The organism is Tamlana sp. s12, assembly GCF_016767215.1.
GTDB lineage: Bacteria > Bacteroidota > Bacteroidia > Flavobacteriales > Flavobacteriaceae > Pseudotamlana > Pseudotamlana agarivorans.
Window position 1 is genome coordinate 1,047,438 of record NZ_CP068547.1, and the last position, 24,191, is coordinate 1,071,628.

The 24,191-nt window shown below is 36.4% G+C and carries 18 protein-coding genes and 1 tRNA gene; 10 read left to right on the forward strand and 9 right to left on the reverse strand.

Annotation, left to right across the window (positions count from 1 at the left end; translation table 11 throughout):
• The first annotated feature begins 1 nt into the window (after position 1).
• Genes JJL45_RS04385 through JJL45_RS04395 form a run of 3 tightly spaced genes read left to right on the forward strand, consistent with a single transcriptional unit; the run spans position 2 to position 2,998 of the window.
• Entirely contained in the window at positions 2 to 1,048 is a 1,047-nt protein-coding gene (locus JJL45_RS04385) for a sugar kinase (RefSeq protein WP_202664270.1), read from the forward strand.
• Between the two features lie 18 nt (positions 1,049 to 1,066).
• Positions 1,067 to 2,314 (forward strand): 6-phosphofructokinase, encoded by a 1,248-nt coding sequence (locus JJL45_RS04390; RefSeq protein WP_242521415.1) that lies wholly within the window; start codon positions 1,067 to 1,069, stop codon positions 2,312 to 2,314.
• Positions 2,315 to 2,329: 15 nt separating this feature from the next.
• Positions 2,330 to 2,998 carry a bifunctional 4-hydroxy-2-oxoglutarate aldolase/2-dehydro-3-deoxy-phosphogluconate aldolase gene (locus JJL45_RS04395; RefSeq protein ID WP_067147016.1) on the forward strand — a complete coding sequence of 223 codons (669 nt, stop codon included), beginning with the start codon at positions 2,330 to 2,332 and terminating at the stop codon, positions 2,996 to 2,998.
• 161 nt (positions 2,999 to 3,159) lie between these two features.
• Here the strand turns inward: JJL45_RS04395 and JJL45_RS04400 are convergent, their stop codons facing one another.
• From JJL45_RS04400 to JJL45_RS04410, 3 genes are all read right to left on the reverse strand, one after another.
• Positions 3,160 to 6,615 carry a hypothetical protein gene (locus JJL45_RS04400; protein ID WP_068603553.1) on the reverse strand — a complete coding sequence of 1,152 codons (3,456 nt, stop codon included), beginning with the start codon at positions 6,613 to 6,615 and terminating at the stop codon, positions 3,160 to 3,162.
• Between the two features lie 195 nt (positions 6,616 to 6,810).
• Complete coding sequence (locus JJL45_RS04405) at positions 6,811 to 7,989, reverse strand: acyl-CoA dehydrogenase family protein (protein ID WP_068603555.1); 1,179 nt, start codon at positions 7,987 to 7,989, stop codon at positions 6,811 to 6,813.
• Positions 7,990 to 8,096: 107 nt separating this feature from the next.
• Entirely contained in the window at positions 8,097 to 8,813 is a 717-nt protein-coding gene (locus JJL45_RS04410) for a tRNA1(Val) (adenine(37)-N6)-methyltransferase (RefSeq protein ID WP_202664271.1), read from the reverse strand.
• A 312-nt stretch (positions 8,814 to 9,125) separates the two neighbouring features.
• On the opposite strand from JJL45_RS04410, the gene JJL45_RS04415 reads away from it, so the two are divergent.
• Positions 9,126 to 9,581, forward strand: a complete 456-nt coding sequence (locus JJL45_RS04415) for a PA2169 family four-helix-bundle protein (RefSeq protein WP_202664272.1) — start codon at positions 9,126 to 9,128, stop codon at positions 9,579 to 9,581.
• 153 nt (positions 9,582 to 9,734) lie between these two features.
• On the opposite strand, the gene rimM is transcribed toward JJL45_RS04415, so the two are convergent.
• From rimM to JJL45_RS04430, 3 genes are all read right to left on the reverse strand, one after another.
• Complete coding sequence (rimM, locus tag JJL45_RS04420; protein ID WP_068603561.1) at positions 9,735 to 10,262, reverse strand: ribosome maturation factor RimM; 528 nt, start codon at positions 10,260 to 10,262, stop codon at positions 9,735 to 9,737.
• Between the two features lie 288 nt (positions 10,263 to 10,550).
• Positions 10,551 to 11,063 (reverse strand): 30S ribosomal protein S16, encoded by a 513-nt coding sequence (locus tag JJL45_RS04425; RefSeq protein ID WP_067147027.1) that lies wholly within the window; start codon positions 11,061 to 11,063, stop codon positions 10,551 to 10,553.
• A gap of 95 nt (positions 11,064 to 11,158) precedes the next feature.
• Positions 11,159 to 12,223 carry a lactonase family protein gene (locus JJL45_RS04430; RefSeq protein WP_068603563.1) on the reverse strand — a complete coding sequence of 355 codons (1,065 nt, stop codon included), beginning with the start codon at positions 12,221 to 12,223 and terminating at the stop codon, positions 11,159 to 11,161.
• Positions 12,224 to 12,418: 195 nt separating this feature from the next.
• Here JJL45_RS04430 and JJL45_RS04435 point away from each other — a divergent pair, with 195 nt between their 5' ends.
• The gene (locus JJL45_RS04435; protein ID WP_068603565.1) at positions 12,419 to 12,868 is read left to right on the forward strand and encodes a ferritin-like domain-containing protein; all 450 of its coding nucleotides are present in this window, start codon (positions 12,419 to 12,421) and stop codon (positions 12,866 to 12,868) included.
• 266 nt (positions 12,869 to 13,134) lie between these two features.
• Positions 13,135 to 17,520, forward strand: coding sequence for a DNA polymerase III subunit alpha (gene dnaE / locus JJL45_RS04440; protein WP_068603567.1), 4,386 nt, complete (start codon positions 13,135 to 13,137; stop codon positions 17,518 to 17,520).
• A 199-nt stretch (positions 17,521 to 17,719) separates the two neighbouring features.
• Here dnaE and JJL45_RS04445 read toward each other — a convergent pair whose 3' ends face one another.
• A complete protein-coding gene (locus JJL45_RS04445; protein WP_068603568.1) occupies positions 17,720 to 19,291 on the reverse strand; it encodes a hypothetical protein in 1,572 nt (523 codons plus the stop codon).
• A 536-nt stretch (positions 19,292 to 19,827) separates the two neighbouring features.
• On the opposite strand from JJL45_RS04445, the gene trxA reads away from it, so the two are divergent.
• From trxA to JJL45_RS04465, 4 genes are all read left to right on the forward strand, one after another.
• Positions 19,828 to 20,145, forward strand: a complete 318-nt coding sequence (trxA, locus tag JJL45_RS04450; protein WP_067147038.1) for a thioredoxin — start codon at positions 19,828 to 19,830, stop codon at positions 20,143 to 20,145.
• Positions 20,146 to 20,234: 89 nt separating this feature from the next.
• The gene (locus JJL45_RS04455; protein ID WP_067147040.1) at positions 20,235 to 20,777 is read left to right on the forward strand and encodes a ClpP family protease; all 543 of its coding nucleotides are present in this window, start codon (positions 20,235 to 20,237) and stop codon (positions 20,775 to 20,777) included.
• A 132-nt stretch (positions 20,778 to 20,909) separates the two neighbouring features.
• A complete protein-coding gene (locus JJL45_RS04460) occupies positions 20,910 to 21,836 on the forward strand; it encodes a DUF58 domain-containing protein (RefSeq protein WP_068603570.1) in 927 nt (308 codons plus the stop codon).
• Positions 21,837 to 21,983: 147 nt separating this feature from the next.
• Positions 21,984 to 22,057, forward strand: a tRNA-Asp gene (locus tag JJL45_RS04465).
• Between the two features lie 211 nt (positions 22,058 to 22,268).
• Here JJL45_RS04465 and JJL45_RS04470 read toward each other — a convergent pair.
• Together JJL45_RS04470 and JJL45_RS04475 are read right to left on the reverse strand one after the other, a co-directional pair.
• Positions 22,269 to 22,739, reverse strand: a complete 471-nt coding sequence (locus JJL45_RS04470; protein WP_068603572.1) for a cupin domain-containing protein — start codon at positions 22,737 to 22,739, stop codon at positions 22,269 to 22,271.
• Positions 22,740 to 22,914: 175 nt separating this feature from the next.
• On the reverse strand, positions 22,915 to 24,057 hold the full coding sequence (locus tag JJL45_RS04475; RefSeq protein ID WP_068603574.1) for a BamA/TamA family outer membrane protein: 1,143 nt from the start codon (positions 24,055 to 24,057) through the stop codon (positions 22,915 to 22,917).
• Positions 24,058 to 24,191: the final 134 nt, after the last annotated feature.

The following is a 24,191-nucleotide window of genomic DNA, read 5'->3' on the forward strand; positions in this document are numbered from 1 at the left end:
AATGAGTAAAGTAGTAACGTTTGGAGAAATCATGTTAAGATTAGCTCCTCAAGGATTTTTAAGATTTTCTCAAGCTAACAATTTTGATGTTGTTTATGGTGGTGGTGAATCTAACGTGGCAGTATCATTAGCTAACTATGGTGTTTCTTGTGATTTTGTAACACGTTTACCAAAGAACGATATTGGTGAGTGTGCGATGATGGAAATGCGCAAAAGAGGCGTTGGTGTTGATAAAATTGTTTGGGGTGGTGATCGTTTAGGAATCTATTTCTTAGAAACAGGTGCTGTTTCAAGAGGTTCTAAAGTGGTTTACGATAGAGCGTATTCTTCTATGTCTACTATTGAGTCTGGAATGATCGATTGGGATGCTGTTTTTGAAGGTGTTGAGTGGTTTCACTGGACTGGTATTACACCAGCGATTTCTCAAAGTTCTGCAGAAGTATGTTTAGAAGCTGTTAAAGCGGCTAGCGCAAAAGGTATTACAATCTCTACAGATTTAAACTACCGTGCTAAATTATGGAAGTACTGTGATGATGCACATAGAGAGTCTATCATGACTGAATTAACATCTTACTGTGATGTTGTTTTAGGAAACGAAGAAGATGCTGAAATGCACTTTGGTATCAAACCAGAAGGAATTACAGTTCAAACTGCTGGTCATGATGTAAAAGCTGAGGCTTTCTTATCTGTTTGTAAGCAAATGATGGAGAAATTCCCAAGAGCTAAAAAGGTAATTACTACTTTAAGAGGTTCTATCTCTGCATCTCATAACACATGGGCTGGAGTTTTATATGATGGAAAACAAATGTTAGAAACGCGTCAATACCAAATTACAGATATCGTTGATAGAGTAGGTGGTGGTGATTCATTCATGGGAGGTTTAATCTACGGATTATTAACGTACCCAGATGATGACCAAAACGCACTTGACTTTGCTGTTGCTGCATCTTGTTTAAAACACACTATTAAAGGTGATGCTAACTTAGCAACCGTTGATGAAGTTAAAAAATTAATGGGTGGCGACGCTTCTGGTCGTGTAGCTCGATAATAAATAAGTAAAAAGGTAATGAGGCAACTCATTACCTTTTTTTTATATATGGAAAAATCTATTGCAATTATATGTGGTGGTGGACCCGCTCCAGGCATTAATACTGTGATTAGTACCCTTGCAAAAACCTTTATTAAAGATGGTTATAATGTGTTAGGTGTACATCATGGGTATAAAGGCTTGTTTTCAGATGATCCTCAAGTTGAAATTTTCGATTTTAATAAAGCAGATCGCATTTTTAGTCGAGGTGGTTCAACTTTAGTAATGAGCCGTTTTAAGCCTAAAGATTCCGATTTTAAAGCCGATTTCTTCCAAAAAAACAATGTCAAATTATTGGTTACTATTGGTGGCGATGATACGGCCTCAACAGCAAGTCGATTAACAAAATTTCTTGTTAGTAAACAGCTGGATGTTGCCCATATTCACGTGCCTAAAACCATAGACAACGATTTGCCACTACCGGATAGAAACCCCACTTTTGGATTTCATACCGCAAAAGACGAAGGTGTACGTATAGGAAACACGGTTTATGAAGATGCTAGAACAAGTCAGAACTGGTTTGTTGTATCGGCCATGGGGCGATCAGCAGGGCATTTGGCCTTTGGTATTGCTTCAGCCTGTCATTTTCCTATGATGATTATCCCAGAAATGTTCAATAAAACGAACATTACTTTCGATAAGCTTATCAATATGATTATATCTTCAATCATTAAAAGCAAAATTAAAGGGATTGAATACGGCGTGGCTTTAGTAAGTGAAGGTGTTTTTCATTTTATGGATGAAGATGAAATCAAGAACTCAGGTATTAATTTTACCTATGACGATCATGGACATCCTGAATTAGGAAACGTTAGTAAATCACATATCTTCAATTACCTTTTACAAGTAAAACTGAAAGAATTAGGATTAGAAATTAAGTCGAGACCCGTAGAAATTGGTTACGAATTAAGATGTTGTAATCCTATAGCTTTTGATTTAACTTTGTGTACCTTATTAGGAATTGGTGTTAAAAAATTATTTGATGAAGGCGTAACAGGTTGTATTGTAAGTGCTAATTCAAGAGGTGATATAACCCCTTTATATTTAAGTGATTTTGAAGATGAGAACGGTAAAGTTCCTCCAAGATTGGTTGATATAAATTCAGATATGGCTCAGTTATTCATTAATCACCTTATTTATATTAGAGAGCGTGATTATGAAGAAGCAAAAAAATATGTAGTTAATCCAGAAGACTACGATGTTAAGAAAATTTTAAACTGGAATTAAACAAAATAAACAATTATGGCACAATTTTCAAGATTAGAAGTGGCGCAAGCCATGAAAGATACAGGAATGATTCCTTTATTTTTCCACAGTGATATAGAATTAAGTAAAAAAGTATTAAAGGCTTGCTACGATGGTGGTGCGCGTTTAATGGAGTTTACAGCTCGTGGAGATTTCGCTCACGAAGTTTTTGGAGAATTAACGAAGTATGCTATTGCTGAATTACCAGGAATGATTATGGGTGTTGGTTCTGTAACCGATGGCGCTGCAGCTTCATTATACATGGCTTTAGGTGCAAACTTTATCGTTACACCAGTGTTAAGAGAAGATATTGCAATCGCTTGTAACCGTAAAAAAGTACTTTGGTCTCCAGGATGTGGTTCATTAACTGAAATCGCTAGAGCGGAAGAATTAGGATGTGAAATCGTAAAATTATTCCCTGGTGATTTATACGGACCAAAATTCATAAAAGGTATTAAAGGTCCTCAACCTTGGACAAGCATTATGCCAACTGGTGGTGTTTCTCCAACTGAAGAAAACCTTAAAGGATGGTTCGATGCAGGAGCAACTTGTGTTGGAATGGGATCTCAATTAATCTCTAAAGATATTATTGCTAATAAAGATTACGCGAAGTTAGAGCAAGACGTAAAAGATGCTTTAGCTATTGTAAAGAAGGTTAGAAAATAATCAATATTTTATTGTAGTCTTAATTTAAGGTTACAACAATGAATAAAAGACAGTGAAGTTTGTTTCACTGTCTTTTTTTGTTTTAATCTATTACTAGATTACAAAAAAAAAGAGCTACCGTTTTAGGTAGCTCTTTTCGATTGAATATATACTTATTAATATTACTTTCTACACAATGGATCGGCTCCAATGGTACCTACTAAACTGTTTAGATAGGATTCAGAGCTTACTTCATTATAATGGTTTTTAACCTCCTCTAAACGATCGTCTATATGCATTTCTGCAGCGATATTCGTATTGTTAGGGTTTGTAATGAAAGCTTCTAAATAAGCTATTTCATTGGCGTAAAACTGAATGTCTTTTTGTTGTTTTAATTTCAGTCTTTCTTTATACCAATCACTATTTAATACATAGTCTCTATCAAATAATTTTCTTAATTCTGGATCACTCATTGGTTTTCCTTCATAATGACCATAAGCCATCATATGAATTAGAACTTTTAACGGTGGAATGGCAGCCTCAATACTTCCGTCTTCAAAATATCGTAAAGCTACTTTTTCTTGAGCTTCAACGATGTTTTTAATACCGTCAACATAATCTTCCATACCTTGCAGTTCTGGTTTCAACATTTCTTCGTTAAAAACAGCGGTAGGCTCATCAAACAAACGGTTTAAACATAAGTGCGAAAACTGTTTAGTGATTCTATACCCTAAACGGCTTGCCAAAATGGTTTCTCCGTTATATTCAAAATCATCTATTTTTTCTAAACATCCTGTTTCAATTAATTTTTTAGGATCACGGTCAGATGGTTCTAATCGTGCCCAAATTTCAGGGATAAGTAAACTAATATCATGGTCTACTTGATTGTTACCACCAACATAACCTGCAGCTGTACTAAACGCATCAGATTCCGTTAAAATATGCGACAGTAAAGCGTTGTTTAAGTCACTTGTAGGCGTTAGCATATTAAATGGCCCCTTAGTTAAAGCGCCCTCTGAACCTGCTCCAGTTGTTGATGGTGATTTACCTGTTAAGCTACAAATAAAGTCCATAAATAACTCTGGAGTTTCTTGGTAGTGAATCGGGTTGTACACAGCTAGTGCACGTATTCCAGCTTCCTTATCAGCAGGGTTATTTCGTCTACCAGGTAAAACAGCGTTTACAACATTAATAACAGGATCTTCAGATTTTATTTTTCTAACCAAACGTACACCAACTTCAGCTAAATAAGTCGCTTCAGTTTCGCTCACGTTTACATTAGGCTCTAAATATCTTGGGTTTTTCGTAGGTTCACCATTCACAATTCGCGTGTGGGACGGTAATACGAAATACTCTTCGTCTTTAGGGCTATTTACAATTTCAGTAATGAAATCTTTTACCGGCTGTGTGTATTTATCAAAATGAATCGTGTCATTATAAATATCGATAGCATCTTGTTTTTTCAACAACTCATAGTTTGTTAAAAAACGACCATCGGTAACAATATCTAACTCAGCATTTTTATCATAACCTCTCACCACAGCTTCATCAGGACGTTGGAAAAGGTGTGCCTCACAGTTTGTAACCACTTTTAAACTCTTGTTTGTAAACTCAGGGTTTAGGTTATTAATCTGCTCTCTTGGTAAGGTGATTGATGCTGTGATGTCATCTTCAGTCTGAATTTTTTCACAAGGCGAAAAGTCAGATCTTAATTTATTAAGCATCCAGTTTCCTTTTTGATTAAATCCAATACGCACATAACTACCAACTACAGGCGTGTTATTATGAAGTAAACCTGTACCGTTTTCACCGTTAATAATTTCAACCGACATGTAATCTTTCCAGTTTAAAACACCACGTGCTTGTCTGTATAAACGTTTTACAAACAATACTAACGATCTAATGTGAACTGGAATTTCTTCCAACATTTGGTTATACTCATCCGAATTTTCATCCGAAGGGGTTAATAATTTTACAGCCGAACTTAAAGTTCTTTCCTCACTTAAGAACGATCTTGATTTTGGTCTGTTCGGGTCTTTTACCTTCCAACGTGTGGTGTAATCAAATTCGATGATTTCATCTGCTTTTTTGAAATCCTCTTCTATATCCTGAATGTTAAATGTGCTATAAGTAATAGCATTTTGCATGGATTTTGAAATCTCCGATTTTCCACCACCAGAAACCGTACAAGGTTTGTGGCAAAAAATACCTTCAGCAAAGGTGTCTACAATACGCCATAAATCAACCGACTTATGCTTTTCAAGTCTAAATTTATTTCCTGTAGGGTGTACGTAAGTTTTACGAGGCGAAAGAATTAACTTCTCTTCTTTACCTTCGTGTTCCCAAGTAATGCTGTTAGTGTTTGTGTTAACATAAGCATGTTCTGGAATATAAATAATGTCTGGATATTTTTTATCAATCGCATAATTTCCAGGTTGTACTTCGATACGCTCACCTAATAAGGTTTTAACTTCTTCAAAACTGTGTTTGTTGTGATGGAATGCGGTATAATCTTTACCATCTAAAGTACTTCCCATTACACGTCTAGCAAAAGCAATGGCTCCACCAGCATGCTCCTCTTCAACTAAACCATAAAGGTTAGCCGAGTAGCTTATTTGTGTTTTTATTTCTTTTTTAGAATACCCGTAGTAGTTATCTGCGATGATGGTTACTACCACGCCGCGATCGTCTCTACAGGTAATTTTAAAGGCGCCACCATCGTTGTAAAGTTCATCTTCATTTTTCCAGCACATACCGTCATTTTTTTGACGTTCTGTAGCCTCATCAAAATGAGGAAGACCTAAATCTTTCTTTTTAAGTTTTAACAACTGTGGTGCTAAAATAATACAGCCGGTATGACCTGTCCAATGTTCAGGATCTAAAGCAGCATCATTTAAAGCTAAGTGTGGGTCGCCAGCATTACCAAAAATAGACTCCACGAAATCTAAATTACTCACAAGGCTTCCTGGAGCAAAGAAACGCACTTCTAATGATTTTTCTGAAATCACCCCTTTAACCTCTGGACAAACCACTGGTCTTAACATCATAGACACTAGTGTCTTGGCTTGCTCATCTTCAGGCTGACTAGATGTAAAAGGTAAGTTTTTTAACTCGTTAGAAGGGTTAAATGCAGCATGTAAAAAGTGTGCAAAAACTTCTCTTGGAACTTCTTTTTTATCTAAAGGAACAGGAAGTGGACCTTCTACAATATGAAACGTTCCTTTTGTTGTTCTTTTATCGTGTAAAGGATTATTTAAAATACCTTGTTTTATCCTTTTTGAAGTAACCATGTTACTTTCAAATGAATCGCCATCTGGTGGTAAACTCACTTCTCTAGCTTGACCTTTTCTAGATAGAATTAAGGTGTTGTTAGGGATGACATATGATTTACCAGTTTTTGTATCTTTTAAATAGTCGTTTAAAAAATTTTGAATACGAGAATCTGCAGGTGAATGATGTGTTGCTAAAAGTCTAGACTTGGCTTGTACATTCTTTATGATTCCACTTGTTAATTCTTCAAATTTCGGATTGCAAAATTTGACTGCACTATCCGGTTTGTCTTTAAAAGTTGGCAACCAAAGGGAAGCTAACTGTAAGTTCGTAAATTGGATAATGTCTTTTCTTGATTCTTCTTGCATGATGTCTAAAAGTTACTTTGTGGTATATTTAATACACTTATTCTAACACAAATTTATGTTGTTATACTTTCATAAAAGCTGTCAAAAGTCAGTCTTCCAAAGAATAATTTTAATTATTTTCTTCGAAAACGATTGCGTTTATGCTTTTAACGAAGATAAAACATATTGTAAGTAAAATAGTGCGATTTCTAATTGTTATTTAAAAGCATTTAATCCTGTAATATCTAATCCTGTAATTAATAAATGTATATCATGAGTCCCCTCGTAGGTAATCACACTTTCCAAATTCATGGCGTGTCTCATAATGGAGTATTCACCAGTGATGCCCATGCCACCTAAAATTTGTCGCGCCTCTCTAGCGATATTAATAGCCATATCTACATTGTTTCTTTTGGCCATAGATATTTGTGCAGATGTGGCTTTGTCTTCATTTTTTAAAACGCCTAAGCGCCAAGTTAAAAGTTGGGCCTTAGTAATTTCTGTTATCATTTCGGCTAGTTTCTTTTGTTGTAACTGAAACTGTCCTATAGGTTTGCCAAACTGTGTGCGCTCTTTACTGTATCTTAAGGCGGTGTCGTAGCAATCCATGGCCGCACCAATAGCACCCCAAGCGATGCCGTATCTTGCCGAGTCTAAACAACCTAGCGGAGCACCTAAGCCCGATTTATTGGGTAATATGTTTTCTTTGGGAACTTTTACGTTGTCGAATATCAATTCACCTGTGGCCGATGCCCGTAAAGACCATTTATTATGTGTTTCTGGCGTTGTAAAACCAGCCATGCCTCGTTCTACAATAAGGCCATGAACACGGTCTGTCTCATCTTTTGCCCAGACTATGGCAATTTGGGCAAAAGGCGCATTGCTAATCCACATTTTGGCTCCGTTTAGCAAATAGTGATCGCCTTGATCTTTGAAATTAGTAATCATGCCACTGGGGTTGCTGCCGTGATCAGGTTCTGTTAATCCGAAACAGCCCATCCATTCACCACTAGCTAGTTTGGGTAAGTATTTTTTGCGTTGTGCTTCGTTGCCATATTTCCAAATGGGATACATCACCAATGACGATTGTACCGATGCCGTGCTTCTAATGCCCGAATCACCACGTTCAATTTCCTGCAAGATAAGACCGTAAGAAATTTGATCCAATCCAGCACCGCCATATTCTAGAGGAATGTAGGGTCCAAAAGCACCAATTTCTGATAGGCCTTTTATAAGTTGTTTAGGGAATTTCGCTTTTTGAGCGTAACTTTCAATAATGGGAGACACTTCACGCTTCACCCATTGTCGGGTAGCTTCTCGAATCAGTTTGTGTTCATCTGTTAGTAGGTCGTCTAGTTTATAATAATCTGGTGCTTCAAATAAATCTGGACGCATAAAGATGAATTTAATTTGAGATTCGCTTTAAAATTGTAGAAAAAGCGGCTTGTTTTTGCTTTTTCTGTACATTTTCCTCTCAAATTTAATCAATCTTATCTATTAATTTACATTTTTAAATAGAAATCTTTTGTTAAGTTTATGTAATCTTCTGTGTAGTCATGTCGCTGATTTTCAATAATAAGCGTTTTGGTTTTTATGTCGCTTTCGCGGAAGGAGAACTCTAAAAGGCAACGCTTAATCTCCGAAGTGGGACTCCCTTTTACATGAAGCCTTTTATTAAGGAAAAGGTTGACTTCTGAAGCTAATGCGATAAATCGGGCCTCTTCTTTATAAGGAATAACAACCGTAAATACCCCTGTATCAGATAATAATGATGAAACTCCATGTAATAAGTGATCAAAAGGTAAAGCCTCTTGAAAACGTGCTAAATCGCGGGAAACATTATTGGTTTTATAATCTTCACTATAAAATGGTGGGTTGCAAACAATAAGGTCGTATTGATCCTCTATTTCATCTACAAACTCTTCTAGCGATGCATGGTAACAGAATAAGCGGTCACCCCAATCCGATTGTTCAAAATTGTCTACACATTGCTCATAAGCTTGGTCGTCAATCTCTAAGGCGTCAATAATTTCGGCGGCAGACCTTTGCGCTAACATTAAAGCTAAAACGCCTGTTCCAGAGCCAATATCTAAAATGGAAAAGGGGTGTTTTTCTAATGACGTCCATGCGCCCAAAAGCACGGCATCGGTGCCAATTTTCATGGCGCATTGATCTTGATTTACTTTAAACTGTTTAAATAAAAAAGGCTTTTCCGACATGCTCTAAATTTAAATGGCAAAACTAAGGAATAATGATTTTCCATGGCTATGTAATTTTTAAAATAGCGCTTTTTAAAAATGGTAATCCGTTTTTTTGTATATTGATGTAATACTCAATTTGATTAGTATGAGAGCTTTACGTTGTTAAAATCTGTGAATTTTGTGTTATTAAACCTGTTAAAATGTATTAAATATTGCTAAACAGTGTTAAATAAAATTTAACAAGACAGCGCATAATCTATTTTTGTAATACCAACTTGTTCTCTCTCTCCCTTAGTGTAGTTGGTACTAAGAACTTAAAAGAAGATAGCTATGAAAACAAAAGAAAAATTTATAAGCAACTTAAACAGCCTTTTAATTATGAATGCTGAAGTTGAAAAGATTTACACCGAACTTGTTGATAAGGTTTCCGATGAGGATTTAAAAACCTTTTTTAGTCAACAAGGGATGCAAAGAGGTGAATTCTCCAAAGACTTGAAAGCCAAAATTGTAAGCCTTGGTGGTTCTTACGAGAATAAAGGTCGTGTGCAGAGCGAATTGTATAAGTTCTGGATGAATATTAGAAACTTCGTCATGTTTAACAAAAGCGAAGAAAGCTTAATGAACGAAGTTCGTGATATGCAAGGTTTAACTATTAATAAGTATAACGACTTATTACGTATGTTAGGTTTGCCTCTTTCTATCTGCAAGCTTTTAATCAAGCAGCGCGATAGAATTCAAGATGCTAAAGATAGCATCGAAAGACACAGTTTAATCGCTTATGCTTAAGCGTTAATGTATTAGTATAAAAAGAAGCGTTTTAAAACAAGGTTGTTTTAAAAGTTAGATTTATGTTGTTCTAATTATCCAGAAAGATGTAAGTATAGCTTTTAAAGCAGCTTTTTTTTATGAATACCAGGTTTGTCTATTTTTTAGTTCTAGCTATTCTAAATATAAATCAATGAGGCCTTCTGGGGTTTCAACTACAATGGTTTTATTACTGCGGTCAACCTTCACAATAAATTCATCATTCATAGGAATTAGAATTTCTAAACCGTCACGATCAATTTCAAAAAGGGCTTGGGTCGTCGAGTCGTTTATCGCTTTGATGGTGCCCACTTTTCCAAAGTTTACATCTTCAATGGTAAATCCAATGACTTCGTGGAAATAGAATTTATTGCCTTCCAACTTTGGGAGTAAATCTAAAGGTAGGTATAAGTCAGTTTTCATAATCGCATCAGCATCGGCTTCGGTGTCTACTTCTTCGAATTTGATTCTAAGGAGTTCCGATTTGTGCAATTGTGAACTTTCAATAAAAAAAGGAATGAGGTTGTTTCTTAAATCTAAAAAAATAGCATCTAAATTTTCGTAAACTTCAGGTTCATCGGTGTCTAATTTTGCTAATACTTCACCCTTAAAACTGTACTTTTTTACAATTTTACCTAAATAGAAACAATCTTCTTTTTTCATTGTAAGTGCTTTTTTTCATTTCCGCGAAAGCGGAAATCTCTTCAAATTTAATCCTAGAGTAAAATACATTCCCGCCTTTGCGAATATCTCTTTACTTGTTTGTTCTGTAGCTGTGTTTTAATTATGAGATTCCGATTTGCATTCGGAGCGTCTTAAAAATTAAACAAAGGCTAATAATATAGAGATTCCCGCTTTCGCGGGAATGTTTAATAATGACCCTAAGAGTTATTATTAAACAAAAAACTCCGATATTTCTACCGGAGTTTAAAAGTATAAAAAAAAGTTTTTTTATTCTTCTTCGTTTGATGCTTCAGCTTCAGCAGCAGGAGCTTCTTCAGCAGCCTCTTCTACTACAGGAGCAGCGGCAGCAATTCTTGCTTCGTTAACAGCTTTCTCAGCAGCTAATGCTTCAGCTTTTGCTTTAGCTTGCTCTTCAGATAAACCTTCAACTTTAGCTTGAACTTTACCAGCTTTTTCTTCTAACCAAGCTGTGAATTTAGCCTCAGCTTGCTCTTCAGTTAAAGCGCCTTTTCTAACACCACCAGCAAGGTGATTTTTTAATAAAGCACCTTTTTCTGATAAAAGGTTTTTTGCAGTGTCAGTTGGTTGTGCACCATTCTGTAACCACTGTACAGCTCCGTCAACGTTTAATTCAACAGTTGCAGGATTTGTGTTTGGATTGTAGATACCTAATTTCTCTAAGTATTTACCATCTCTTTTCGCGCGAGCATCTGCTGCTACGATCCAGTAAAAAGGTTTTCCTTTTTTACCGTGTCTTTGTAATCTAATTTTTACAGGCATAATAATTAATTATTTGAGGTTCTCGACCTCGATTATTAATGAGGGCGCAAAGATACTATATTTTTTTAATTTTCAGTGGTTTATTGTTGCTTAAATTAAAAAAGTAAGCATACCGGTGTTGGTGTTTTATGGTCTTGTAAGAAACTGAGTTCTCCTGTGTTAGGATCAATTTTAAAAACTACCAAGTTGTTGCTTCTACGATTGGCTACGATTAGAAATTTACCTGTTGGGTCTATAGCAAAGTTTCTTGGCCAATCGCCATGAACTGATGCGTTTTGAATTTTTTCAATAGTGCCTTTTTTAGGATGACGTTTAAAAACCGCTATGGTATTTTCACCGCGATTGGAAGCGTATAAAAATTGCTCGTCTTTAGATAAATGGATGTCAGCCGAAGCATTTTCGCCTTTAAAATCTTCTGATAAAGTGGAGTCGAAATCAATTTCTTTAAATTTATTGTTCGATCTTTTTATTGAGGCAACACTGCTACCTATTTCATTAATCACATAAAAAAATTCACCATCTTGAGTCGTAGTAAAATGTCGAGGGCCCGGGTTGTCTTTTGTTTTTACAATAGCATCAGTGTCTAGTTTGTACTCGCCCTTTTTTAATTCGTATTGAAAAACAGAATTGGTACCTAAATCGGCAACAAACAAGTCGTCATTAATAAAATGTGCAGAATGTGCGTGTGATTTTGTTTTTTCTGAATTATGATCGAAAACCTGAGAGGCATCACTTAAAGTGCCGTCCTCATTTATTGGGAATATCGCAAGGGTGCCTCCTCTGTAATTTGAAACGGCGGCCTTAGTTCCTGCTTTGTTTAAAGCAATATGGCAAGGCAGTTCGCCATGACTACGCATTCTGGTAAGCATTGTTAGCGAACCATCCTCGTTAACGACATATGATGAAACAAATCCGCTATTGGTGGCATTGGTCGAGTATAAATATTTTCTGTTTGGACTGTATTCTAAAAACGACGGGTTGTCAATTTTTATAGCTAAAGTTTGCTTGCTTAACGTGCCGGTTTCGGTGTTAAATTGAAGTTGATAAATGCCTTCGGCATCTTCGTTGGTGTAAGTACCCACGTAAAGCGGGATGTTTTGAGCGTGCATTTTTGTTGTAAAAACGGCTAAAACCAATAATATAAGGTGTCTGTACTGCATGTGTTAAATTTTAATGGTCTAAATTATGATAATTTATCTTAATGGTAAAGGCTATTTTGTTAAGGGCTCTTAAACCTTTGGTAAAGTCTGTTAAATCCTTGTGTTTGCAAGGTGTTTGACTTACATTGATAATAGTGATGTGAAACAATACACATCCTAAAAGAAGTTATTGGAATTTAAAATGAAAGCGTTATTATGAAGTATACTGAAGAAATTTCAAATAAATTAAACGAATTATTAATCAAGAATTTTGATGCCGAGAAAGGTTATCTCAACGCGGCAGAAACCGTTGATGATCCTAAGCTTAAAATGTTTTTTAAAAGAAGAGCCATCGAACGTGGTGACTTTGCTAAAGCTTTAAGAATTGAGATTTTAAGATACGGTCAAATCCCTGAGGACGGCGGCAGCTTTAAAGCGGCCATGCACCGAAATTGGGCCATACTAAAAACCATGTTAGCGTCGGATGATGCTGAGGTGGTTTTAGAAGAAGCTATTCGTGGCGAAGAAGAAAGTTTAAAAGCCTACGATGAAATTCTTAAAGATAGAAACCTGCCACCAAGTATTGATGTGATGCTGAATAATCAGCGTCGAGCTATTCAAGCGGCAATAAATTCAGAAAAAGTTCACGAAGAGTTAATCTCTTAATACAGATTAAATAGTGGCTAATTGAGGTTGCCTTAAAAGTTAAAACAATCGTTATGCTGTATGTAAAACAGCGTCTCATGACATTCAAATGATTATGAGAATCTGAAACACATTCAGATTGACGTGAAATCGACTTTTAAGGCAGCCTCTTTTTTTTGTTTACAACTTTTAGGTAATCGGTTTTTAAAACTGTAAATTCTACGTATTTTTATGAGCTAAGATTTATTTTTCTAATCGCCTTATTTACAAACGCCTAAACTTCAAAAATGTACTTAATTTTCGATACAGAAACCACAGGATTGCCTAAACGCTGGGATGCACCCATAACCGATGTAGATAATTGGCCAAGGTGTATTCAAATCGCATGGCAGTTGCATGACGAAATGGGACGCTGTATTGAGAGTCAGGATTATTTGGTGAAACCCGAAGGTTTTAATATTCCTTATGATGCTGAGAAAATTCACGGTATTTCTACCGAATTGGCCGAAGAGCAAGGCGTGTCTTTAGCTGAGGTTTTAGAGAAATTTAATGAGGCCCTAGGAAAAACAAAATTTGTAGTCGGACAAAATGTGAAGTTCGATTTAAATATTATGGGCGCCGAATTTGTGCGTGAGGCCGTTGAAAATAACTTGCAAGAGCTCCCTGTTTTAGATACCTGTACCGAGCATACGGCCGAACTTTGTAAAATCCCCGGTGGACGCTACGGAAAATTTAAACTCCCAACCCTTACCGAATTACATGAGTTTCTATTTAACGAGCCATTTGCCGAAGCGCATAATGCGACTGCCGATGTGGAAGCGACAACCCGCTGTTTTTTAGAGCTTATTCGTTTAGAGGAATACACTAAAGAAGCACTGGACGTTCAGCCCGATTATTTCGAGAATTATAAAAAGGTCAATCCAGAGCCCATTCAACTTATCGGATTAAAGCATATCAACCTTAAACGGGAGAGTGCTAAAATCCAAGAACGCATCAAAAAGGCGCAAACCGTTGATGTGTCTTCCGAAGAAATCAAACAAAATATTTCTGAATTAGCCGATGTCGATTTTGTGCATCTGCATAATCACTCGCAGTTTTCGGTATTACAATCAACCATGGGTGTGGCCGATATTGTTTCGGCAGCAGCAAAATACAACATGCCGGCTGTGGCTTTAACCGATCATGCCAATATGATGGGGGCTTTTCACTTTGTGAATGCGGTAAACCGACACAATAGTGGGGTTCAAGCCAAAATTAAAGAGGCCGAAGCTACAGGAGCAACCGTTACTGCCAAAGAAATTAAACCCATTATTGGTTGTGAATTTTTTGTTTGTGAAGATCACTTAGATAAAACGCGAAAAGACAATGGGTATCAAATTGTCCTACTCGCTAAAAATAAAAAGGGTTATCATAACCTAGCCAAATTATCATCGCATGCCTTTGTAGATGGTTTTTATTATTTGCCTAGAATTGATAAAAAATTAATTCAACAATATAAAGAAGATATCATGGTGCTCACCGGAAACTTATATGGTGAGGTGCCAAGTAAAGTGCTTAATGTTGGTGAAAACCAAGCGGAAGAAGCGCTTTTGTGGTGGAAAGAAGAGTTTGGCGACGATTTGTACGTCGAGATTATGCGCCACAATCAAGAAGATGAAAATCGTGTGAATCCCGTGCTTATAGAACTGGCGCGTAAACATGATATCAAATTGGTAGCTTCAAACAACACCTATTATCAAGATAAAAAAGATGCTAATGCGCACGATATTTTACTTTGTGTAAAAGATGGTGAAAAGCAGGCGACACCAATTGGTCGCGGACGCGGGTACCGATTCGGATTGCCAAATCAGGAATACTATTTTAAGTCTTCCGAAGAAATGAAACAGCTTTTTAAGGATGTTCCTGAAGCGATTTCTAATGTGCAAGAGGTTGTAGATAAGGTTGAGGCTTATCAATTAGCACGTGATGTTTTATTACCAGCTTTTGATATTCCAGAGGAATTTAAGCATGATGAAGATTTAGTTGATGGTGGTAAGCGTGGTGAAAATGCTTTTTTAAGACATTTAACTTATGAAGGCGCTAAGAAACGTTACGGCGAACCCCTTTCGGAGGAAGTTATTGAACGTCTCGATTTCGAATTAAGCGTTATTGAAAATACCGGGTATCCAGGATATTTCTTGATTGTTGAAGATTTTATTCGCGAGGCCAGAAATATGGATGTTTCGGTGGGGCCAGGACGTGGTTCGGCAGCAGGGTCGGTGGTGGCCTACTGCTTATGGATTACCAATATTGACCCCATGAAGTACGATCTGCTTTTTGAGCGTTTCTTAAATCCCGATCGTGTGAGTATGCCCGATATCGATATTGATTTCGATGATGAAGGTCGAAGTCGTGTTATGGATTATGTCATTGATAAATACGGCTCCAATCAGGTGGCACAAATTATCACTTACGGTACCATGGCGGCAAAATCGTCTATTCGAGATACGGCACGTGTACTGGATTTACCGCTTTTTGATGCCGATAGAATTGCCAAGTTAATTCCGAATATGTCTAAGCTGAATAAAATATTTGGTTTAGATGAAAAAGCATTGGCTTCTAAATTTAGAGCTGAAGAATTAGAAAAAGTAAACGAGCTTTTAAATATTGCCGATGGAAGCGATTTGCAAGCTGAAACTTTAAATCTAGCCCGAACTCTTGAAGGTTCGGTTAGAAATACGGGTATTCATGCCTGTGGGGTAATTATCACGCCAGACGATATTACCAAATTCGTTCCGGTGTCTCTAGCTAAGGATTCCGATTTGTATGTCACCCAGTTTGATAACTCGGTGGTGGAAGATGCAGGACTGCTGAAAATGGATTTCTTGGGACTGAAAACCTTAACCCTTATTAAGGATACGGTTAAAATTGTAAAAGCCAAACATGGTATAGAGCTCGATCCCGATAGTTTTCCTTTAGATGATGAGAAAACTTACGAATTGTTCCAACGCGGTGAAACGGTTGGGGTGTTCCAATACGAATCACCCGGTATGCAAAAACACCTTCGCGATTTAAAACCTACGGTTTTTGAAGACTTAATTGCCATGAATGCCTTGTATCGTCCGGGGCCAATGGAATATATTCCGAGTTTTGTTAGAAGAAAGCATGGCGATGAAGAGATTGAGTACGATTTACCAGCCATGGAAGAGTACCTCAAGGAAACTTATGGTATTACGGTATATCAAGAGCAGGTAATGTTACTGTCGCAAAGTCTTGCAGGGTTTACAAAGGGTGAGGCCGATGTACTGCGTAAGGCGATGGGTAAAAAGCAAATTGCGGTACTTGATAAAATGAAACCTAAGTTTATCGAGCAAGCCAGCGCCAACGGTCATGATGCCAAAATTTTAGAGAAAGTTTGGAAAGACTGGGAGGCCTTTGCAAGTTATGCCTTTAATAAATCGCACTCCACCTGTTATGCTTGGATTGCTTACCAAACCGCTTATTGTAAAGCGCATTATCCTGCCGAATATATGGCGGCGGTGCTTTCAAATAATATGAATGATATTAAGCAGGTTACGTTTTTCATGGATGAATGTAAACGTATGAAGCTTGATGTATTGGGGCCCGATGTGAATGAGAGTTACTATAAGTTTTCGGTAAATAAAGATGGGGCCGTTCGTTTTGGAATGGGGGCGATAAAAGGTGTTGGTCATGGAGCTGTAATGACTATTGTTGATAATCGGGAAGATGGGCCATATAAATCCATATTCGATTTAGCAAAACGTATTGATTTAAGAGCAGCCAATAAAAAAGCTTTTGAAAACCTAGCTTTAGCTGGTGGTTTTGATGGTTTGGCCGATACACATCGCGCGCAATTTTTTCATGATGATGGCGATGGTATTACTTTTTTAGAAAAAGCCATTAAATATGCACAGAAACATAAAGAAAATGAAAACTCAGCGCAAGTAAGTCTGTTTGGCGAAGCTAGTGAGGTGCAAATTGCCGAACCCGAAGTGCCGCCTTGCGAGTCGTGGGGTACCATGGAAAAATTGAGTAAAGAGCGTGAAGTGGTAGGGGTATATATTTCTGGGCATCCTTTAGATGATTTTAAAACCGAAATGAAAACCTTCTGTAACGCGCAGGTAGGTATGTTTAATGATTTAGAAAAATATGTAAATCGCGAGTTGGTTTTTGGTGGTGTGGTAACCGATGTGCAGCATCGTGTGAGCAAGCAAGGTAAAGGATGGGCTTTATTTACTATTGAAGATTACTACGATAGTTTTGAGTTTAGAATTTTTGGCGAGGAGTATTTAAAGTTCAGACACTTTTTTATGCCTAATAATTTTGTGTTTGTAAAGGCTTTTATCCGTGAAGGTTGGGTGAATAAAGACACAGGGAAGAAAGGCGATCCGAGGTTGCAGTTTAACAGCTTTCAGTTGCTTCATGATGTGATGGAGAATTACGCTAAGAAGCTTTCTATTCAAGTGGATATTAATGATCTTGATGATAAAAAAGTGATGGATTTAAAAGAACTCATTCAAATGCACCCAGGAAATCAATCCCTTAATTTTGATGTTTACGACACTAAAGAAAAGGTGAAAATATCCATGCCTAGTAGAAGGCAAAAAGTAAGAGTGAGTCAGGAGTTGATTTCCGAACTTGAATCTCGATTTATAAGGTTTAAATTAAACTAATTTTTATAATCGTATCGACTCGGTGAAATTGGAAGTAATCTTAAATTATAATAACTCCGTTTTGTGATTTACGATGTTATAGATGAAGTGAAATATCACTTTTATAGAGGTGTTTTATGTCTAGAATTAAAGTAAGAAAGCGCTATTAATTGAAATTAATAGCGCTTTCTTAAGAATTGTAAATTATTTGTTGTGTGAGTTACATGCTACATTCGTTAAGTTCTTTGCCGAATCGAACTAATTCTTCAGGAGTATTTTTGAATTCATTGTTTTCTGCTTTTGCAACAATTTCAGGACATCCTTCGGCTATTTTCATTAATTTCTTTTTAAAACCAAATACAAAACCTGTAGACATCGTAGATTTTCCTTTGTCACTGTCTGGGGTAAGGATAACGGTTTCTTCGTTATTAAACATGTATAAGTTTAACTTTTTTGATTCGTAAATAACTTTACAAAGCTTCTCTGAAGCTCCTCCTAATAGCATTTGTCCGGCATCAATGCTTTCTCCTTTTATTGAAGATTCTTTAAAAGGAATGTTTTTGTAGTGTGTGCCATCAAGAAAAAGGACTTCATTGTACTTTTTAGCATTTTTAATTTTTGTGCCCACAAAAGCATTGTTGTCGTCGTATTGAATGGTTCTAATTTGATAAGCAATTTTGCTAATGTCTTTAGTTTCCATATCGACCAAAGTTGTGTCGCCAGCTTTAGATACTAAATATGCTTTAACTATTTCTAAGGCATCAGATTCTTCTTCAGGCTCCTCTTCGTTTGAAAGATCTTCAGTAACAACTTCAAAGTGTCTTGTTTTTATTTTGTTTGCTTCAAACTTTTCTAATAAATCATCAGCCATGCTAATGAAATTTTTTCCATCAGATTTGTCATAATCATTATCAATTATTTTTTGACCATATTCTTTAGTTTTCTCTGGCATATCAAGATAGTAGTACATTTTAGCTATATTGTAGTAGCTAGCATATCTTATTTTTCTAGCCTTTTTCTTGTCTCCGGTATATTTAGGGATTAAGCTTGTAAAATAATCTATTGAAGGTTGTAGCTCTGCTTTTAATTCATCAACAGTTATATTGTATTTCATTTTACTAAATGCGGTTTGCATAGATTCATAAACTTCATAATGTTTTACATGCTCAGGATGTTTTTTAGAGCCTAATATCCATAACTGCGCGTTTTCAGAACTCTTAATGACGTAGCCATAGGTGCTATTTAAATTTGAGTTTAATGTATTAATAAAAGCCTTTTTATGCTTGTTGGTGTAATCGTTTCTAATGGTATAGCGATTATTGTTATAGTGGTCTTGCGCTGCTTTATAAGAGCTAAATTCGCTACTTGTGTAATTATCACTTTCGGTATAATTTCTTTGGTAGTTATTTTCTGGGTTTTCTGAATTGTTTATAGTAATACTTGCAGAAGACGTATATGGTAATTGTACTTTGTACGTGTAGGATGTGGAAGTAACATTGCCCTCCTTGTCTTTGCTCTCGTGTTTGATTTTGTTAATGTTAACTTCTCCAATTTTTGTTCCAAGAAATGAAAAATTCACATCTAGAGTTCCATTGGTTTTTACTTTAGAAAAACCAGATAATGAGATGCCTCTAGTGTTTGTAGAATAGGTTCTTTTAGTGCTGTCTACGATTGGTTTTGAAGGAAGTTTCACATAAGAGATGTGGACATACTCTCTGTCTAAATTTGCGCTTTGGGAAAATGATAAAGCGTAGGTGGTTAATGCTAATACAATTGTAATTAGTCTAATCATAATTTTATGTTTTTAGTTGGGGTTTAAATGTAAAAAAAACGGAAGAAGGTCATCTAATTTTGAGTTGCTTTATTTAAATTTCAACGTTATTATTTGCGTATTGACGATAATTAGTTAAAAAACGTAGGGAATTTCTAAGGCATATGTGAAATATTTGTTAATATGATATTTTGTGTTTTGGCGTAATATTTTGTGTTAAATGGGGGTGTGAATTTGTTTTTTATTTTGAATTCGTTGAGCGTTGTTATAGAAGTTAAACTTCGCGCAAAGGATAGTAGCGGCATCCTTTTTTGTGTTTGAAGAGCTCGTTTATAAATGAATTTGGTGTTTGATTCTTAGTGTTTCCTTTGAAAAGGATACGGTTTTTAAACAAAAAAGATACAGCGGATAGCCTGGTTTATGCGCCCAAAACCTTATAGATAGTAGGAATTGATAACGCTATAAGTAAAACAAATTGTAAGATTGTAAGCTTTCGAGTTTTTTTTGACTAATTTTGTACTTTAACATTGAAGTAAAATAGATAAAATATAAATATTATGGCATTAGAGATTACAGATGCGACGTTTGAAGAAACGGTTTTAAAAAGTGATAAACCAGTTTTAGTTGATTTTTGGGCTGCATGGTGTGGACCTTGTAGAATGGTAGGACCAATTATCGAGCAAATTAGTGAAGAATACGACGGTAAAGCTGTTGTAGGAAAGCTAGATGTAGATGCTAACCAGGAATTTGCAGCCAAATATGGTGTTCGTAATATTCCAACAGTATTAGTTTTTCAAAACGGAGAAGTTGTTGGAAGACAAGTTGGTGTAGCGCCTAAAACGGCATATACTGAAGCTATCGACGCGCTTCTATAGTTTATAAGTCTATATTAATAAAAGAAAAGAGAAAAGGTTTGCCGTAATGGTAAACCTTTTTTTATTTTTAGAACAAAATTAAAATCAAAATGAGCGATAAAATAAAAGTACAGGATGCTATTGATAGCAAATTTATAGAACAACGTAAAGTGTTTTTATGGGGACAAGTTGATGATAAATCGGCAAAACATGTGATTGATCGATTGATGTATTTAGACAGTTTAGGAACAGAAGATATTGAGCTGTATATTAACAGTCCTGGTGGTTATGTGACTTCAGGATTTGCTATTTACGATTGCATTAAGGCGTTAAACAGCGAGGTGTCTACCATTTGTACAGGGTTTGCTGCGTCGATGGGTTCTATTATTTTATCGGCAGGAGCTAAAGGGAAACGTTTTATTCAGCCTCATGCTCGCGTGATGATTCATCAGCCTAGTGGAGGCGCTCGTGGACAGGCCAGTGATATTGAAATTACGGCTAAAGAAATTATTATCACTAAGGAGTTAAGCGCTAAAATTTTAGCAGACAATTGTGGTCAAGATTACGAGAAAGTAATGAAAGACTTTAATCGCGACCATTGGATGGGTGCCGAAGAATCGGTGGCTTACGGGATTGTTGATGGGGTGAAGTAAAAGCAAAGCCCCCTAACCCCTAAATAGGAACTTTCACTCATACGTAGAAAATATTTTCATAAAATTTTAAAACACACAGGTTCCACAAACGTGTTCCTCCCCTTCGGGGAGGCTAGGTGGGGCTCTTCTTATATGTTACAAAACGAACTCAACAAGGCGGAAGGTTTTAAAAACCTCGAACTTCTTGCCAAACAAGTGGTCGAGGGCTTTATTGCGGGTATGCATAAGAGTCCGTTTCATGGCTTTTCGGCAGAATTTGCCGAGCATAAAATTTATAATCAAGGCGAAAGTACCCGCCATATCGATTGGAAGTTGTTTGCAAAAACCGAAAAGCTATACACGAAGCGCTACGACGATGAAACCAACTTGCGTTGCCACATGATCATAGATAGTAGTAGTTCGATGCATTATCCTAAAAGGCAGTCTTTCTCTATAGATCATTTGAACAAAATAGGGTTTTCGGTACTAGCGGCTGCTGCGCTGATGCAAATATTAAAGAAGCAACGTGATGCTGTAGGATTGAGTGTGTATAGCGATCAGTACGATTATTACGCACCAGAAAAGGGGAGTGAGCGACACCATCAAATGTTGCTAAGTGCTTTGAGTGAGGTGGCTATTTCCAATTTGGAAAAGAAACAAACGGATACCTATAAGTATTTGCATGAAATTGCAGAGAAGATCCATAAACGCTCCATGATTTTTTTGTTTACGGATATGTTTCAAGCTTCGGAAGATGATTCTAAAATGTTTGAAGCCTTACGTCATTTAAAATATAACAAGCATGAAGTGGTGTTATTTCATGTTATGGATAAAAAGAAGGAGTTGGAGTTTGATTTTAACAATACACCAAAACGGTTTGTAGATGTTGAAACAGGGGAATATATTAATTTGTATGCCGATGCAGTTAAGGAAAGTTATCGGGATACTGTAGAAAAGTACTTTACAAATTTACGTTTGAAATGCGGACAGTATAAAATAAAGTATGTGGAGGCCGATATTAATGCTGATTTTAATCAGATACTAACGACGTATTTAATCGAGCGTCAAAAGTTCTCGTAAAAGGTCTTTTTTATTAAATAAAATGTGTTTAGTAAATATTTGATTTTCAGTACTTATAAAAATAAATGAAAATTTTTATAAAAAAAATTCAAAAAACGTTTGTGAAATTTAAAAAGGCGTGTATCTTTGCACTCGCAATAAAGCAACGGTCTGGTAGTTCAGTTGGTTAGAATGTCGCCCTGTCACGGCGAAGGTCGCGGGTTCGAGTCCCGTCCAGACCGCTAAAATTGCAAAAAGAAAGCTCTGAGAAATTAGGGCTTTTTTTGGCAATTATAATGAGGTTGTGTTGTTCACGCTATAAGCGTGATGTAGTTTACCAAAGTTATTTGGTATTCCAATGGAAAGCTTTCCTTTTTTCTGCGAAGAAGATGGGGATGCTTTTTTGTTTTAGGACGGTTTGTAGATTTCCAATTTTAAAAAAGCAGATACCCTTTAATCTTCAACAACAACAGCATCAAAGGTTTCAACGAGTGCAATAAATAATACACATGGACCATTGTTTAGGCACTTTGCTCGATGTGGTTTGCCTGCAGGTCCATATAAGTATGATCCTGCTTTAACAATTTTAGGAGCTTCGCCCTTGTATTGCACTTCCAAATCACCACTCATTAAAATCATCCGTTCCGGAGACTTATGTGTGTGTCGAACTACTTCAGTGTTGGGTTCAATTTTAAAAAACAAGTCTAAATTGGGTTTTGTCATTTCGCCGTGCAGAATGCTAAAAGAGCAGTTGGGGAAAAAATCTGGAGCATCATGCCATGTTAAGCTTTTATCAGATGGAAGTTTGGCAAAAGAAGCTTCTGTTGCGTAGTTGGCAGCTTGTTGTGCTTGTGCTATAGATAGCTGAAATAAAGCAATAAAACATATGGACTTAAGGGCGGATTTAAATGAGAGCGTTTTCATGATTTTTAGTTGAATGATTATTTCTAAAGATACGAAAATTATTTAAATCACTGACTGTTAAGTCTTTATGTTTATTTTTTGTTGATTGTGGTTGAAATTTTAAAAGTCGGATAAAGCTATCTTTCTATTGAAAATACTGGGTGTTTTTGATCTTAGTTGATATTGGATTAAGTTTTTAAAAAGCCTCCGCAAACCCAAAGTAAATCCCCGAAATGTTGTGAGGACCAAACCCGAAATCAATTCTAAGATTCGTATTGTTTTTAGAGTCCACTTTAATACGTAAACCGGCGCCGTAAGATAATTTCCATCCGTCAAGAGATAATTCTTCATAAGCACTGGCCACGCGTCCTGTTCCAATCCATGCTGCTGCTCCAAAAATATTCCAAATTGGCGCGCGGTACTCCACCTGCGAATCGACTAATACGTGGTCGCGATAAGCGCCTCTAAAGTAACCGCGCATTTGTGAATCGCTTCCAAGCATTGAAAGTTCGTAAAAGGGGGTGTTACCGGGCGTGTTACTCGTGGTGGCTTGAATGGCTACGATATGGTTTAACCACGGATTAAAATATTTTCTAGCATCAATTTCATATCTAGAAAATTGATAGGTGCTTCCTAAAAATTTAGGGTTGGTTATAATATACGTCATAATATACGCGCCCTGTTGGGGGTTGTATCTGTTGTCACGGCTATCATAAGAAAATGCTAAGCCAGTTCCTAAGGAAATCCCACCATCTAAACCTGTAACGTTATCCTGAATAAGGAAACTATCTGGTTCGGTTTCAATATTATAATAACTAGAAAAATTGATGGGAACCCCAACGTAATAGTATTTGTTAAAGCGGAACATGTAAGTTCCAAAGAACTTAATGCGTTCCAATTGTATTTCTTCTACGTCTTCTCGTTTAACATCATTGCCAATACCAAAAATAAAATCTGGCTGTTTCTGATAATTAATGTAGGCCACTACTACCCGGTCATTTTCCTTAAATATAAGTTCTGTAGAAATTGAGGCGTTAATTCTGCCCTTGGAGGATAATGTAAAGACTTCCGATAGTTTGGAAGGTTTCGATATGGTGTCTTTTTTAGAAAGGGCTAGCAAATTAAATTTAGTAAATCCATAAATATTTCCTGCTTCCGGATTGTGGGAATAAATAGGGACAGGGAATTTCTTGAAAAAGGCTTCAGCTTTCTTATTGAACTTATCAAATTTTGATTCGTGCTTAGTACTATCGGTCTCTTTTGTTTTTGTGATGGAATCATGCTGTGCGATAATAGTGTTCGTACAGATGAGAAGTAATAAAAGTATATGCCTTTTCATAAGCATTTGAATGATCTACAGAGAGGTTTTTTTAAAATTTAACTAGCATTAAGCTAAAGTAGGTTTAATTTTTTTAAATGGTGGTGCCCTATGAACTAATATACTGTGTTTTGAGTTCAGAATTTAGTGTTTCT

Excerpts from the sequence above, each read along its gene's own strand:
- JJL45_RS04385 (WP_202664270.1), top strand. The coding sequence starts at position 2 with ATGAGTAAAGTAGTAACGTTTGGAGAAATCATGTTAAGATTAGCTCCT.
- JJL45_RS04390 (WP_242521415.1), top strand. The coding sequence starts at position 1,067 with ATGAGGCAACTCATTACCTTTTTTTTATATATGGAAAAATCTATTGCA.
- JJL45_RS04395 (WP_067147016.1), top strand. The coding sequence starts at position 2,330 with ATGGCACAATTTTCAAGATTAGAAGTGGCGCAAGCCATGAAAGATACA.
- JJL45_RS04400 (WP_068603553.1), bottom strand. The coding sequence starts at position 6,615 with ATGCAAGAAGAATCAAGAAAAGACATTATCCAATTTACGAACTTACAG.
- JJL45_RS04405 (WP_068603555.1), bottom strand. The coding sequence starts at position 7,989 with ATGCGTCCAGATTTATTTGAAGCACCAGATTATTATAAACTAGACGAC.
- JJL45_RS04410 (WP_202664271.1), bottom strand. The coding sequence starts at position 8,813 with ATGTCGGAAAAGCCTTTTTTATTTAAACAGTTTAAAGTAAATCAAGAT.
- JJL45_RS04415 (WP_202664272.1), top strand. The coding sequence starts at position 9,126 with ATGAAAACAAAAGAAAAATTTATAAGCAACTTAAACAGCCTTTTAATT.
- rimM (WP_068603561.1), bottom strand. The coding sequence starts at position 10,262 with ATGAAAAAAGAAGATTGTTTCTATTTAGGTAAAATTGTAAAAAAGTAC.
- JJL45_RS04425 (WP_067147027.1), bottom strand. The coding sequence starts at position 11,063 with ATGCCTGTAAAAATTAGATTACAAAGACACGGTAAAAAAGGAAAACCT.
- JJL45_RS04430 (WP_068603563.1), bottom strand. The coding sequence starts at position 12,223 with ATGCAGTACAGACACCTTATATTATTGGTTTTAGCCGTTTTTACAACA.
- JJL45_RS04435 (WP_068603565.1), top strand. The coding sequence starts at position 12,419 with ATGAAGTATACTGAAGAAATTTCAAATAAATTAAACGAATTATTAATC.
- dnaE (WP_068603567.1), top strand. The coding sequence starts at position 13,135 with ATGTACTTAATTTTCGATACAGAAACCACAGGATTGCCTAAACGCTGG.
- JJL45_RS04445 (WP_068603568.1), bottom strand. The coding sequence starts at position 19,291 with ATGATTAGACTAATTACAATTGTATTAGCATTAACCACCTACGCTTTA.
- trxA (WP_067147038.1), top strand. The coding sequence starts at position 19,828 with ATGGCATTAGAGATTACAGATGCGACGTTTGAAGAAACGGTTTTAAAA.
- JJL45_RS04455 (WP_067147040.1), top strand. The coding sequence starts at position 20,235 with ATGAGCGATAAAATAAAAGTACAGGATGCTATTGATAGCAAATTTATA.
- JJL45_RS04460 (WP_068603570.1), top strand. The coding sequence starts at position 20,910 with ATGTTACAAAACGAACTCAACAAGGCGGAAGGTTTTAAAAACCTCGAA.
- JJL45_RS04470 (WP_068603572.1), bottom strand. The coding sequence starts at position 22,739 with ATGAAAACGCTCTCATTTAAATCCGCCCTTAAGTCCATATGTTTTATT.
- JJL45_RS04475 (WP_068603574.1), bottom strand. The coding sequence starts at position 24,057 with ATGAAAAGGCATATACTTTTATTACTTCTCATCTGTACGAACACTATT.